Origin of the sequence: Lentilactobacillus senioris, assembly GCF_026798195.1 — a bacterium.
In the GTDB taxonomy this organism is placed as follows: Bacteria; Bacillota; Bacilli; order Lactobacillales; family Lactobacillaceae; genus Lentilactobacillus; species Lentilactobacillus senioris_A.
The window spans coordinates 167,827-181,910 of the sequence record NZ_JAPQEZ010000003.1 but is presented as its reverse complement, the minus strand read 5'-3'; the positions used below and the strand labels follow the sequence as shown (position 1 = coordinate 181,910).

Sequence of the window (14,084 nt, the reverse complement as noted above, 5' to 3'; positions counted from 1 at the left end):
GGAGGTGAATTATTGAAACAGGGAAAGATTCAACAATCATTAAGTGGGTTTTATGATGTCATTTCTGACGGTGAACTTTATCGTACTAGGGCGCGGGGTAACTTTAGAAATAAAAAGGTGACCCCGCTAGTTGGCGACGAAGTAGAATTTCAATTAGATGACAATGATCAGGGCTATATCTTGAAAATCCTGCCACGTAAAAATGAATTGACCAGACCACCAATAGCTAATATTGATCAAGCTATTGTGGCTACTGCTGTAGTTCAGCCTAGTTTTTCTAGTAATTTATTGGATCGGCAATTAATTGCTCTAGAGATTAGCAGAATTAAACCGGTAATTTATTTCACCAAGACAGATTTATTGCCCGCTAATCAGTTGGCATACTTTCAACAATTAGCTGAAGGCTACCGTAAAGTAGATTATCAGGTGATTTTACCGGAAACATCGTTTGATGAAGCTTCTTTAACTGAAGTTCAGCAGACCTTAGATGGCAATGAAACGGTAATTATGGGGCAAACCGGGGCCGGTAAATCAACCCTTTTAAACCACATTGCTCCGGAGTTAAAATTAGCGACTGGTGAAATTTCACAGGCCTTGAATCGAGGTAAACATACTACTAGAAAGGTTAGTTTACTAAAAATCGGTGATGGACTAATTGCGGATACTCCCGGGTTTTCATCGTATGATCCGTTTGAGCTTCAGGCTAATGAGTTAGCTCAGTATTTTCCTGAATTTAAACGCGCTTCTAAATATTGTCGCTTTCGGGGCTGTGTGCACGTTAATGAACCGGATTGTGAAGTGAAAAAAGAGGTTGAAGAAGGGATCATAATGCACAGTCGTTATGAAAACTACTTGCAACTATATACGGATATTAAAAATCGTAAACCAATTTATAATAAAAAGTGAGGAATTTAATTATGATCAAAGTAGCGCCATCAATTTTAAGTGCAGATTATGTTAATTTACAAAAAGATATCGAAGTAGTCGATAATGCAGGGGCTGAATACTTGCATATTGACGTTATGGACGGTCAATTTGTACCTTCTATCTCTTACGGGGCTGGTTGGGTTAAAGCTATTCGACCAATTACCAACATGATTTTAGACGTTCATTTGATGGTTCAAAACCCAGAACGTTATGTAGAAGACTTTGTGAATGCTGGTGCTGATTTAGTTGGGGTTCATGTTGAAGCTACTCCACATATTCACCGGGCACTTCAAATGATTAAAAATGCCGGGGCTAAGGCCGAAGTAGTAATTAATCCGGGTACTCCTGTAGAAATGATTAAACCCGTTCTTTACATGGTAGATCAAGTATTAGTCATGACCGTTAACCCTGGTTTTGGGGGCCAAAAATTCCTACCAGAAACCATCAAAAAAATTGCAGAATTAGATCAAATCAAGAAGGATCAAGGCCTTGATTTTGATATTGAAATTGATGGTGGGGTAAATAACGAAACCGTTGTGGCTGCATATCAAGCAGGAGCAACCGTAGCCGTAGCTGGTTCATATGTATTTGATGATGCTGATCCAGCAAGTAAGGTTAACGCAATTAAGGAAGCTACTAAGTAAAATGACAACTAAACTAAATTTATTAGTCGGTGGACCGCAAGAATTATGGCCACAAAGTCTTTTGGATAATAGAATTCAAGGTGACTGGATCGGAATAGATCGAGGTAATCTCCGTTTAATAAAATTAGGAATTGACCCGTTGGTAGCGATTGGTGATTTTGACTCTATGTCTACTGAAGAATTAGCAGTGGTTAAAGAGCATGTCACTGATATTCGGCAATCGATTCCTGAAAAAGACGATACCGATACGCAATTAGGGTTATTAGTTGCTTTAAATGAGTTTCAAGCGGATCAAATTGATATTTACGGAGCTACAGGTGGCCGTATCGACCATTTTCTAGCTAATTTGTGGTTGGTGTTAGAACCTAGATTTCGGAAAAATGCTACGAAAATTAGAATGATTGATCGCCAAAATACAATTAGTTTTTACTTGCCTGGTAATTATCAGATTACTAAGGAAGTGGATAAAAAGTATTTAGCCTTCGTACCGCTAACACCAGTTACTAATTTGACCCTAAATGATGAAAAGTACCGGCTAACTAATTTCACGGCTAATCGGCCGATTTCATTTGCTAGCAATGAATTTGTAGGTGAAACTGGCCATTTTAGTTTTGATAGTGGTTTAGTTTGTGTAATTCAAAGTAAAGATTGGCAATAAAAAAACTCCTCACAACCATTTGTAGTTGTGAGGAGTTTTTAATTAATTCAAATAAAAAGACCAACAACAGAGTTGATCTAAAAGTTTAACTAAACCCGGGTAACTTTTCCAGATTTAAGAGTTCGAGCAGAAACCCAAACTTTTTTAGGCTTACCGTCCACAAGGATGCGTACTTTTTGCAAGTTTGGCTTCCAGCTACGACGACTTGAGTTCAAGGCGTGTGAACGTTTGTTACCAAAATGAGTCCGTTTGCCATTGATAAAATCTTTAGCCATGGGTAACAAATCCCCTTTCTTTATCGGTATATATTTAAAGCGTTGCTTTATTCCACTTGATTAATTTATCATATGTTAGGCGCCATTGCAATAGTTTTCTTTCAAGTAATTATACTTGACAGCATTCATAATCGGCTTTAAGTTTAGTTTTAACATTACTTGTGGTATTATAAATTGATGTAATTTATAAAATTGTTAATTTCAAGGAGGCTATGTCTTATGGCCGTAAAAATCAAAACCCAATTTGGAACGGTTGATATTGATAATGACGTTATTTCAACGGTAGTCGGCGGAGCTGCTACTGATAATTATGGCGTTGTTGGAATGGCAAGTAGAAACCAATTACGTGATAACGTTAATGATATTTTAAAGCGTGAAAATTATTCACGTGGGGTAGTAGTTACCCAAAATGATAATGGCATTTCTATTGATGTTTATATTATCGTTAGTTACGGAACTAAAATTTCTGAAGTCTCAAAAAACGTTCAATCAAAAGTTAAGTACAACCTCGAAAGTATGCTTGGGGTTACTGCAAATTCGGTCAATGTGATTGTTCAAGGAGTTCAAGTACTCGCAGACTAATATTTAATATTGACCAAGGAGGATTAAGTTTTTGAAAGTGACCAAAATTTCCAATACCGAGTTTACTGCGATGGTGCAAGCCGCAGCTAGCAAACTAACTAAAAATGCGGAATTTATTAATTCATTGAATGTGTTTCCGGTGCCTGATGGAGATACAGGAACTAACATGTCTTTATCACTAGCTAGTGGTGAAAAGTACGTCAATCAAGAAGTAAGTAATAACGTTGGTGCTTTAGCTAATGCTTTAGCTAAAGGCTTATTAATGGGGGCTCGTGGTAATTCTGGGGTTATTTTATCTCAAATTTTCCGGGGCTTTTCTAAATCAACTAATGGAAAAGAAACATTAGGAGCTCAAGATTTAGCAGATGCCTTTGTTTCAGCTACCGAAACAGCCTATAAATCCGTTATGAAGCCCACTGAAGGAACTATTTTAACAGTTGTGAGATTGGCTGCTCAAGCAGGGAAAGAGACTGCGGCTACTACCGACGATATTACGGCTGTGATGGATGCAATTTATACAAATGCTAAATCTGCCTTAGCCAAGACACCTGATTTACTTCCAGTTTTGAAGCAAGTTGGAGTTGTTGATTCCGGTGGGCAAGGGCTAACTTTCGTTTTAGAAGCTTTTGACGATATTTTAAATGGTCGATCAGTTGAAAGTGAAGATCCTCATCAACCAAATGACGCTGAAATGACTGAAATGATTGATGCAACTCATCACCAAAGCGTGCAAAGTAAACTAGATCCAGACGACATTGTTTACGGCTATTGTACTGAAATCATGGTTAGAATCGGTAAAGGTAAGCAAGTAGACCAAGATTTTGATTATCAAACCTTTTATGATTATCTAGCTGGGTTAGGTGATTCCTTACTAGTTGTTAACGACGAAGAAATTGTTAAAGTTCATGTGCATACCGAACATCCTGGCAAAGTTATTGCTTGGGGCCAAGAATTTGGTGATTTGGCCAAAGTTAAAGTAGATAACATGCGTTTACAACAAGAAACTATTATCGAACAAGACGAAGATGCAGAACAAAGTGCGCAAGTTGCTAATCAGCAGCCTAAAGAAACCGCAGTAATTTCAATTGCTAGTGGAGCTGGATTAACTAAGTTATTTGAAAGTATGGGAGTTAGTGAGGTCCTAAGTGGGGGTCAAACTATGAATCCTAGTACTGAAGATATTGTTAATATGATTAATGCATCTAATGCTAAGAATGTTATCGTTTTGCCAAATAACAAAAATATTTTCTTAGCCGCAGAGCAAGCAGCTGAAGTTGCCGATGTTCCTGCAAAAATTGTACACAGTAAAACCGTTTCTCAAGGAATTACCGCTTTATTAGGATATAATCCAGAAGCTAGCCTTGAAGACAACCAACAAATGATGGAAGCTAACCTAGACACTGTTAAATCAGGTCAAGTAACCACCGCCATTAGAGATACCAGCCTAAATGGTTTAGAAATTAAGCAAGGCCAATTAATGGGAATCGTAGATGGCGACATTAAGGTGGTTGGCGATGAATTAGTCCAAACTGCTACCGAAATGGTAAAGGACATGCTGGATGAAGATAGTGAAGCTATTACCGTTATCTGGGGAGCGGACACGAATGAAACCGTTGCTCAAGAAGTTGCCGATGGTATTCTTGAGTTAGACGATGAATTAGAAGTGGAAGTTCACGAAGGTGATCAACCAGTTTATCCATTCTTAATCTCAGTAGAATAAAATTATTGATTCCCTAAAGGGCCGGAAACGTTATTGTTACCGGTCCCTTATGCTATTAGAAGGAAAATCACCATGAAACAATTATCAGATAAGGTAACCGAACTAAAAGGCGTGGGACCTAAAAAAGCGGTGGCTTTAAATAAATTAGGAATTGAAACAATTATTGATTTATTAACCTATTTTCCTAGGCGCTACGATGATTTGTCCCTAACTGATCTAGTTACCGCAACAGATGGCCAAAAAGTTACTGTAAAGGGGACGGTATTAGGTGAACCTACATTAATTCGATTTGGTCGCAAACGAGTTAGGCTTAATTTTCAATTACTGGTAAATGAGGAACCTTACACGGTAACTTTTTTTAATCAACCCTGGTTAAAAAAACAGTTAAGTGCTCAACAAGAGATTATGGTTCACGGTGTTTTTGACCAAACCAGAAGATCAATTACTGGAATTAAGATTATTAATTCTACTGATAATCAATTTGATTCTATTTATCCTGCAACCAAAGAAGTTAAGCAAAGTACTATTCGGACGTTAGTTAAACTTGCTTTTGATGAGTATCAATCCATAATTCCAGAAATTATTCCTGAAAATTTACGACAGGGGCTAAAATTAGAACGTTTTGTTGATATGATTCGAGAAATGCATTTTCCTACTGATCCTAAACAAGCCCAAAGAGCCATTCGAACGGCTAAGTTCACTGAGTTCTTGTTGTATGAAATGCAAATTCAACAATTACGCCAAGCACAGCGTCAGAATAATGCAGCTGCAGTATTAAATGGTGATATCAACCAGTTAGAAGCGTTTATTGGTAATCTACCCTATGAATTAACACAGGCGCAACGACGAGTCATTAATGAAATCATTAATGATTTAAAAGCTCCTCAGGAAATGAATCGCTTATTACAAGGAGACGTGGGTAGTGGTAAAACCATTGTGGCTGCGGCAGCCATGCTATTTGCTTGTTCTGCTGGTAAGCAGGCCGTAATTATGGCGCCTACTGAAATTTTGGCGGAACAGCATGCTAATAAACTAGCTGATTTATTTGCGGGCAGTTCCGTTTCGGTTAGTCTGTTAACCGGGTCTACCAAACCGGCCGCTCGTAAGTTATTATTACCTCGAATTGCTAACGGGGAAGTTAATTTAGTGGTTGGTACTCACGCATTATTTCAAAGTGATATTAAATACCATGACTTAGGGTTAGCGGTAATTGATGAACAACATCGCTTTGGGGTGAATCAACGGACTCAATTGAAAAACAAAGGACAGGCAACCAATGTATTGTCTATGACGGCAACGCCTATTCCACGGACACTAGCAATTACTACGTATGGTGATATGGACGTTTCTATTATTGATGAATTACCAGCTAACCGACGGCCCATCAGAACTACTTGGCTACCCACTAGCAAGACTAAACAAGCCTTGAATTTTATTGGTAAGCAACTAAATGAAGGTCATCAAGTATACGTGGTAGCACCATTAATCGAAGAATCGGATGCAGTAGATATGCAAAATGCTACGGCTATTTTTGAGCGTTTTCGAGTGATTTTTGGCGAACATTATTCGGTGGGTCTTCTTCATGGTCGCATGGATAATGCCGAAAAAGATTCGGTAATGCAAGTCTTTGCTAGTGGCAAATTTCAACTTTTGGTAGCTACTACGGTGATTGAAGTCGGCGTAGATGTTAAGAATGCAACCACGATGGTTATTTTAGATGCTGATCATTTTGGGTTGGCACAGTTGCATCAATTAAGGGGCCGAGTAGGACGAGGAGAACAACAGTCGTATTGTATTTTAATTGCGGATCCTAAAACTGAAATTGGTAAGCAGAGAATGACGGCGGTAGTTGAAAGTACTGATGGTTTTTATCTATCTCAAAAAGATTTAGAATTGCGAGGACAAGGAGATTTAGTCGGTTTAAAGCAGTCTGGGGCACCAGAATTTAAATTAGCCGATCCAGTCGGAGACTTAAATATTTTAACTGTCGCTGCTCAAGCTGCTAGGAAAATAACTAGTGAAAAAAATTGGCAAACCAAACCAGAGAATGTAGAATTAGCTATGTATTTAAAAATGATTAAACCAAATTTAAATAATATGTGAGGCAATCAAAATGAAAATTGCGGTTGACGCAATGGGCGGGGACTTCGCCCCTGATGAAATTGTTAAAGGGGTAGAGTTAGCTCGTGATAACGATTCGAGTGTTGAATTTATTTTATACGGACAAACTGATCGAATTAATCAATTATTGAAAAATAAACAAAATATTTCTGTAGTTCAAGCTGATGAAGTTATCGCTATGGAAGATGAACCAGTAAAAGCCGTTCGCCAAAAGAAAAATTCTAGCTTGGTTATGGCAGCTCAGGCGGTTAAGGATCAAGAGGCTGATGCTTTCTTTTCTGCTGGAAACACCGGTGCAGTTTTAGCAGCTGGACTGTTTGTAATTGGTCGGATTAAAGGAATTGATAGACCCGGTTTAACTACAACTTTACCTGTAATCAATACAGACAACGGGCAGTTTGTAATGTTAGATGTGGGAGCCAACGCTGATACTAAGCCAGCAAATATGTATCAATACGCATTGATGGGTAAATTTTACGCTGAAAATGTAATGCATATTAACAATCCGCGTGTAGGATTACTTAATAACGGTACCGAGGCGGATAAAGGTGATATGAATCACCGCAAAGTTCATGACTTACTAGCTGAAAATGCCGATCTTAATTTTATCGGTAACGTGGAATCACGGGATCTCCTTAACGGAGTAGCCGATGTGGTAGTTACAGATGGCTTTACTGGTAATGCGGTGCTAAAAGGCATTGAAGGAACTGCTTTAGCGATGATGAAATTGTTGAAATCTGCGGTGGTAGACGGCGGACTAAAGACCAAGTTGGGGGCTTTAATGCTCAAGGATGGCTTAAAAGGTATGGCTAACCAGATGGATTACTCCAAGCACGGCGGCGCTGTTTTATTGGGCTTAAATGCACCAGTAGTGAAAACACATGGTAGTAGCAAAGCTGAAACGGTTAGCAACACGATGGCTCAAATTAAAGTAATTTTGGATTCTAAATTGGTCGAACAATTAAAAGATTACGTAACTGAAAATAAAGAGCGGTTAGAAGAAAGTAAAATGACCACCAAAAAGTAGCTAGCTTTTGGTATAATTAGTATATTGAACACAGATAAAAAACAAACGTATTAAGTTAGGTGTGAAAACATGGAAAAAAAAGAAATCTTTAATAAGATTGCTGATATTATCTCTGATCAGTTTGATGTAGAACGTGGTACTATTACAGGAAATCTTAATTTTAAAACTGATTTAGATGCTGATTCAATTGATTTCGTAGAATTTGTTTTGGAATTAGAAGATACTTTTAACGCAGAAATTTCGGATGAAGATGCCGAAAAGCTTAATACAATTGACGAGGCCGTTAATTATATTTTGGCGCAACAAAGTAAATAAAACTTGAAAAGATTGAAATTATTCCAGCAGGAATGGATTTCAATTTTTTTCGTATGAATTAAAAAAGGGAGAAATTTAATGATTGCCGATTTAAATGCAATGCTAGCTAAAGATTTTGATATTCACTTTAGCAATCCGGATTTACTAGACGAAGCTTTTACTCAGGCTTCATATGTTAATGAGCATAAAGAACAACATCTTAAATTTTATGAACGGATTGAATTTTTAGGTGATGCCGTTTTACAATTAGTGGTTTCTGAGTACATCTTTTTAAGATATCCTAAACTTCCACAAGGGCGACTAACTCGTTTACGGGCAGCGATGGTTAATGAACAAAGTTTTAGTAGCTTTGCTCGAGAATGTCATTTTGATCAATATATTCGTTTGGGTAAGGGTGAAGAAAAGGCTCATGCCCGTCAGCGAGATTCACTTCTTTGTGATATTTTTGAGTCTTTCGTAGGCGCTTTATATCTAGATCAAGGTAAAAAAGCAGTTGAACGCTTTTGTCATATTGTAATTTTCCCTAAATTAGATCAGGGAGTCTTCGCTGATTTCTTTGACCACAAAACGGAATTACAAGAACTAGCTCAGCACGATGGTCCGGTTACAATCGATTATGAGTTATTAGAAGAATTTGGCCCAGAAAATGATAGACAGTTTAAAGTTAGCGTAGTAGTGGATAACCAGGAGTTGGGTGTCGGGATTGGCAGTTCTAAAAAGAATGCCGAACAAAAGGCGGCTCAACAGGCGTTAACTCACTACAGCGATTAATTTATTGAAATGAGTAGGAATTAAAGTGCAACTAAAGACCATTAAACTTTCGGGATTTAAATCGTTTGCCGAAAAAACTAAAATTGAATTAAGACCAGGAACTACCATCATAGTGGGTCCTAATGGTAGCGGCAAAAGCAATATCACCGAAGCAATCCGTTGGGTCTTAGGCGAACAGTCTGCTAAGACGTTGCGGGGGCAAAAAATGGGCGATGTTATTTTTTCCGGTGCTCAACAAAAGGCTGCTATGAATTTAGCTCAGGTGAGCTTGTTGTTTGATAATTCCGATCACTACTTGGATTCTCCTTATACAGAGATAGAGGTCACTAGAAAGCTTTTTCGTAATGGGGAGAGTTGGTATGGAATTAATGGGCAGGAATGCCGGTTAAAAGATATTACTAGTTTATTTATGGATTCGGGAGTGGGCGCTGACGGTTTTTCAATAATTTCACAAGGCAATGTCGAAGAAGTGTTTAACAGCACGGCAGAATCTAGACGTTCGATAGTTGAAACGGTAGCCGGAATTTTTCAGTATAAGCAACAAAAAAAGACTGCTGAAGCTAAGATCGTTAAGGTAGAAGACAATTTAAACCGGGTTAATGATATTATCTATGAACTAACTAATCGGTTGCCAGAATTAGCTAAGCAAAAGGATATTGCGGTTGATTATTTGGCGCAAAAAACTAAATTAAATCAACTAAAAAAGCAAAAAGAATTGAGTAACTGGCGACGTTTAACTGTTAAGACCGAAAAATTAGCTAATGAAATTCAAAATCTACAAGAGATTAAAAAAACGGCTGAAACTAGTTTAACGAATTGCCAACAGCATTTAACTGCTACTAAATTAGCTTTAACTAACCAACAAAATTTGATTACTGATCAAGTGGAGCAACTGCAGCGATTAGTCCAACTGGAAAGTGAACTCAAAGCCTCGGTTAAGTTAACACAACAGGAACGAGCTTTTCATGAACAAACTAAAATCGATTTAGAAAAACGACTCGCAGCTAATAAACAACAGATCCAGGAATTAAAGAATAAAGAGGCTAGTCTTGACCAACAGTTAGTAGATAACCAACGTCAACAAGCTAATTATCAGCAGGAAGTGAATCAATTAACGGCTCAACTAGCTCAATTGAAGCAAGATGGAACTCGAGAATTAGCTCAGTTACAGGTTCAATATGTGGAGCTGATTAAACAACAGTCTAAAATTACGGAACAAGTTAATAATCATCAGCTAACTTTAAAGCAAAATGAGCAACGGCTGATTGAACTAAAAAATAATGAAGTAGACTTAATCGAAAAACAAACCGATTTAAATCAACAACAGCAGCAATTGTCAAACCGCTTGACCGGCTTAAAGCAAGAACTACTTGACAACGAACAAAAACAAACTGCTCAACTTAAGCAACAAGAACAATTAACTAGCCAATATAACCGGTTACAGGCTAATTGGTTGGCGCAACTTAAACAGTTAGAACAACTTAAAAGTCAATTGGAATATCACCAACAAAATGAGTACCAACCGTTTTACCAGGGAGTCACTAATTTAATGCAGCATAAGGATCAATTTGCTGGAATTTATGGACCGGTAGCTGATTATATTCAAACCAGTTCTCAGTATGTCTTAGCTATCGAAACAGCTTTAGGGGGACGGTTGCAAAATGTGATTGTAGATACTAATTCAACTGCCCAAATGGCGGTGAAGTGGTTAAGTGAAGGCAAACGTGGACGGGTAACATTTTTACCGATGACAGCAATTCAAGCTATCAGTCGGAAAAAAATTAATACAGCTGTTCGCTCAATTAACGGTTTTTTAGGCAGTGCCGAAGAACTAGTTGAATTTCCGGAGTCATTTTTGGCAATTAAATCTTATTTGCTGGCAAATACTTTAGTTAGTGAGAATCTAGCGGCTGCAATTGAAATTAGTAAGGCAAGTGGTCAACGGTTTAAAGTAGTTAGCTTAGATGGTCAGGTAGTTAATCCCGGAGGATCCATTACCGGTGGCAAAAATTCGCGCCCTCAAGCACAATTATTAACTGCTAAAAGCGAAACTGCGCGATTAAAGCAAACCGTTGTTCAAAAAAACGAACAGTTACAACAAGTAGAAACTACTGTAAAGCAAGTCCAGCAACAACTGGAAACTACTAAACAACTAGTTGAAACGGATCAACAAATTAGATTGCAACTAACCCAGAAACAACAACAAATTATCACTCAGTTAGCTGATAATAAACAAATTGTAAAACAATCTGCTCATTTGACGGCTCAAAATCATAATGAGCAATCAGAGTTGACTAAAGTAATGCAATCCATAAAAACTAAAAAACAGTCTCCAGAACAACTGGCAGCACAAATTACGGTTATTCAACAGAAAATTACCGATCAGGAACGTCAAAACGAACAAGTTGCCAACCAAAAAGAAGATTTGACTACACAATTAACTAGCAATCAGCAACAGCTGAGTCAATTACAAGTTCAGTCAGAGTATTTAACAAACGGTAAGCAGGAGACTAAGCAGCAATTAGACGAGTTACATTCAAATACTCATAATTTGCTTCAACAAATCAAGCAGTTAGCAGCTAAATTAGCAACTACTAAAGAGGAACGGATTAATACTCAGCTGCAACAATTAGAGACTAAAAAGCAGTCCACTAAAGGGTTAAAACAACAACTAGAAGATGAATTGAACCGGTTAAACAATCAGGTAGATGCCGATACTAACGGACTAAGTCAAATAAAAGTTCAATTAACTAAGTTACAAGCTGATTTGGAATTAAAATTGACTGAACATATTAAGACCCAAGAAGCACTAAACCATGTCCAGCAAATTTTAGTGGATCAATTTGACTACCAGTTGTCTGAAATAAAATCGGCTAGTAATCAACAGGCGAATACCGATGTTGATAGTCAAATTAAATTACTAGAAAAAGGAGTTGAGGAACTAGGTCCCGTTAACGTCAATGCGATTGACGAGTACCAACAAGTTTTTGAACGCAATGAGTTTTTAACTAATCAAAAAGCTGATCTAATTGATTCTATTGAAGAGTTAAGGGATACGATTTCTATGATGGATCAAGAATCTTCTCAACGCTTTTTAACCACTTTCAAGCAACTGGATGAATCATTTCAACAAGTATTTCAACGATTGTTTGGTGGTGGCAAGGCCAAGTTGGAATTAACTGATTCCAAGCATCCCTTAACTACTGGAATTGAAATAATGGCAATGCCTCCTGGCAAAAAATATCGAGCACTGTCATTATTGTCTGGTGGTGAACGGACGTTAACCGCTATTGCGTTATTATTTGCTATTTTGGAGATTAAACCGGTTCCATTTGTTATTTTGGATGAGGCAGAAGCAGCCCTTGATCCAGTTAATGTGGACCGCTTTGCTAGATATGTAAAAGAGTTTGCGACTCAAACCCAGTTTATTGTGGTCACTCACAGAAAAGAAACCATGGTGTATGGAGATCAACTATACGGGGTGACTATGCAAGACTCCGGAGTCTCAAAAGTAGTTTCCGTAGCGTTACAAACAAATAATGAGGTGAGAACATAATGGGATTATTTGATATTTTTAAGCGACGTAATAAAAAAGAACAGGAAAAACCAGCTGAAAAACCTGAAGTTGAGGTGGATAATGTTGATGATAGTGAAGTTTTAAGTAGTGAATCTACATCTACAAGTGAAGCTTCTAAAGTTACTTCAGAGGATACAAGCCAAGCCACTGAGGCTGAATCGACTTCTGAGACTAAAAAGTCAGAAGTTGCCAGCGAAAAAGCTGCTGAAGACGTAAATTCACAAGAACCTACATCTCAAACAGTTGTCGAATCAACTGAAGCAAACTCTGAAGCAAAACTAGTTCCCAAATCGTTAACTGTTGATTCTCAAACGAGCAATCAAGCAGAAGAGACCGTTTCGGAAGTAAAAGAAGATGACGGTTCACAAGCCATCACTAACGTTGCTTCAGAGGCAGAAGTCCAATTACCTGTTGAAGATTCCGAGGCAGTGGAGGCTGAAGGTTCAGAAACTGTAGGAGATAAAACTAAAGAACCTGAAGCTCCTAAATCAGTTGAAGAATCAACAGCATCAGAGACACCAGCAGTTAAAAATGATGATGATATTTACGAACGGGGATTGGCCCGTTCTCGATCTACCTTTGGACAAAAATTGAATGCTTTATTTGCTAATTTCAGAAGTGTTGATGAATCTTTCTTTACTAATCTAGAAGATATGTTAATTGAGTCTGATGTCGGTTTTGAAACTGCTATGCAGATTACAGATGAACTTCGTGATGAAGTTAAGCTCAAAAACGTTAAAAAGACCAAAGAAGTTCAAAACGTTGTAATCAAAAAAATGATCGATATTTACGATGCTGCTGGTGATAATGAAAGCATTGAAATTAATTTTGCTGATCAAGGACCTACAGTAATTCTCTTTGTAGGGGTTAATGGAGTAGGTAAAACTACTACCATTGGTAAAATGGCGCAGATGTATAAGGACCAAGGCCGAAAAGTTCTTTTGGCTGCTGCAGATACATTTAGAGCCGGGGCCATTGCTCAATTAAACGTTTGGGCCGAACGTGACGGTGTAGATATCGTTAAGGGCAAAGAGCAAGGCGATCCTGCAGCGGTAGTCTATGATGCCGTAAAGAAGGCTAAAGCAGAAAATTATGATATTTTGATGGTGGATACTGCTGGCCGATTACAAAATAAAGTTAATTTGATGAATGAGTTAGCTAAAATGAAAAAAGTCATCACTCGTGAAATTCCGGATGCTCCTCATGAAACCTTATTGGTGCTTGATGGTACCACTGGGCAAAATGCGTTAAACCAGGCTAAGATGTTCAAAGATACCACTGATGTTTCCGGAATTGTATTAACTAAGTTAGACGGAACGGCTAAAGGTGGAATTGTGTTTGCTATTCGCAACGAACTTCATTTGCCAGTTAAATACGTAGGATTGGGCGAAAAAGTGACGGACTTACAGGTCTTTGATGCTAATGAATTTGTCTATGGCTTATTTAAGGGATTAATTTCGTAATTGA

12 protein-coding genes are annotated in these 14,084 nt (G+C 37.9%); 11 read left to right on the top strand and 1 reads right to left on the bottom strand.

Translation table 11 applies throughout. The annotated features are described in order from the left end of the window. Positions 1 to 12: 12 nt before the first annotated feature. Genes rsgA through OXT66_RS04920 form a run of 3 tightly spaced genes read left to right on the top strand, consistent with a single transcriptional unit; the run spans position 13 to position 2,229 of the window. Entirely contained in the window at positions 13 to 906 is an 894-nt protein-coding gene (gene rsgA, locus OXT66_RS04930) for a ribosome small subunit-dependent GTPase A (protein ID WP_268596265.1), read from the top strand. An 11-nt stretch (positions 907 to 917) separates the two neighbouring features. Further along, positions 918 to 1,571, top strand: coding sequence for a ribulose-phosphate 3-epimerase (gene rpe / locus OXT66_RS04925; RefSeq protein WP_268596264.1), 654 nt, complete (start codon positions 918 to 920; stop codon positions 1,569 to 1,571). A 1-nt stretch (position 1,572) separates the two neighbouring features. Next, positions 1,573 to 2,229, top strand: coding sequence for a thiamine diphosphokinase (locus OXT66_RS04920; protein ID WP_268596262.1), 657 nt, complete (start codon positions 1,573 to 1,575; stop codon positions 2,227 to 2,229). Positions 2,230 to 2,318: 89 nt separating this feature from the next. On the opposite strand, the gene rpmB is transcribed toward OXT66_RS04920, so the two are convergent. Next, positions 2,319 to 2,504: a 50S ribosomal protein L28 gene (gene rpmB, locus OXT66_RS04915; protein WP_035179685.1), complete on the bottom strand. Its 186-nt coding sequence runs from the start codon at positions 2,502 to 2,504 to the stop codon at positions 2,319 to 2,321. Between the two features lie 219 nt (positions 2,505 to 2,723). Between rpmB and OXT66_RS04910 the strand changes: the two genes are divergently transcribed. From OXT66_RS04910 to ftsY, 8 genes are all read left to right on the top strand, one after another. Further along, positions 2,724 to 3,086 (top strand): Asp23/Gls24 family envelope stress response protein, encoded by a 363-nt coding sequence (locus OXT66_RS04910; protein ID WP_056978361.1) that lies wholly within the window; start codon positions 2,724 to 2,726, stop codon positions 3,084 to 3,086. A 31-nt stretch (positions 3,087 to 3,117) separates the two neighbouring features. Beyond that, on the top strand, positions 3,118 to 4,806 hold the full coding sequence (locus OXT66_RS04905; protein ID WP_268596257.1) for a DAK2 domain-containing protein: 1,689 nt from the start codon (positions 3,118 to 3,120) through the stop codon (positions 4,804 to 4,806). 72 nt (positions 4,807 to 4,878) lie between these two features. Continuing rightward, positions 4,879 to 6,909 (top strand): ATP-dependent DNA helicase RecG, encoded by a 2,031-nt coding sequence (gene recG, locus OXT66_RS04900; RefSeq protein WP_268596255.1) that lies wholly within the window; start codon positions 4,879 to 4,881, stop codon positions 6,907 to 6,909. A gap of 10 nt (positions 6,910 to 6,919) precedes the next feature. Continuing rightward, a complete protein-coding gene (plsX, locus tag OXT66_RS04895) occupies positions 6,920 to 7,954 on the top strand; it encodes a phosphate acyltransferase PlsX (protein WP_268596254.1) in 1,035 nt (344 codons plus the stop codon). A gap of 69 nt (positions 7,955 to 8,023) precedes the next feature. Beyond that, entirely contained in the window at positions 8,024 to 8,269 is a 246-nt protein-coding gene (gene acpP / locus OXT66_RS04890) for an acyl carrier protein (protein WP_268596251.1), read from the top strand. Between the two features lie 78 nt (positions 8,270 to 8,347). Further along, positions 8,348 to 9,040 (top strand): ribonuclease III, encoded by a 693-nt coding sequence (gene rnc / locus OXT66_RS04885; protein ID WP_268596249.1) that lies wholly within the window; start codon positions 8,348 to 8,350, stop codon positions 9,038 to 9,040. A 25-nt stretch (positions 9,041 to 9,065) separates the two neighbouring features. Next, positions 9,066 to 12,596, top strand: coding sequence for a chromosome segregation protein SMC (gene smc, locus OXT66_RS04880; protein ID WP_268596247.1), 3,531 nt, complete (start codon positions 9,066 to 9,068; stop codon positions 12,594 to 12,596). Then, positions 12,596 to 14,080, top strand: coding sequence for a signal recognition particle-docking protein FtsY (ftsY, locus tag OXT66_RS04875; RefSeq protein ID WP_268596245.1), 1,485 nt, complete (start codon positions 12,596 to 12,598; stop codon positions 14,078 to 14,080). The genes smc and ftsY overlap by 1 nt, the downstream gene beginning before the upstream one ends. The last annotated feature ends 4 nt before the right edge of the window (positions 14,081 to 14,084 follow it).

Bases quoted from the DNA above. Each gene is read 5' to 3' on its own strand.
- recG (WP_268596255.1), top strand. From the start codon at position 4,879: ATGAAACAATTATCAGATAAGGTAACCGAACTAAAAGGCGTGGGACCT.
- plsX (WP_268596254.1), top strand. From the start codon at position 6,920: ATGAAAATTGCGGTTGACGCAATGGGCGGGGACTTCGCCCCTGATGAA.
- rpmB (WP_035179685.1), bottom strand. From the start codon at position 2,504: ATGGCTAAAGATTTTATCAATGGCAAACGGACTCATTTTGGTAACAAA.
- OXT66_RS04910 (WP_056978361.1), top strand. From the start codon at position 2,724: ATGGCCGTAAAAATCAAAACCCAATTTGGAACGGTTGATATTGATAAT.
- OXT66_RS04920 (WP_268596262.1), top strand. From the start codon at position 1,573: ATGACAACTAAACTAAATTTATTAGTCGGTGGACCGCAAGAATTATGG.
- acpP (WP_268596251.1), top strand. From the start codon at position 8,024: ATGGAAAAAAAAGAAATCTTTAATAAGATTGCTGATATTATCTCTGAT.
- rpe (WP_268596264.1), top strand. From the start codon at position 918: ATGATCAAAGTAGCGCCATCAATTTTAAGTGCAGATTATGTTAATTTA.
- rnc (WP_268596249.1), top strand. From the start codon at position 8,348: ATGATTGCCGATTTAAATGCAATGCTAGCTAAAGATTTTGATATTCAC.
- ftsY (WP_268596245.1), top strand. From the start codon at position 12,596: ATGGGATTATTTGATATTTTTAAGCGACGTAATAAAAAAGAACAGGAA.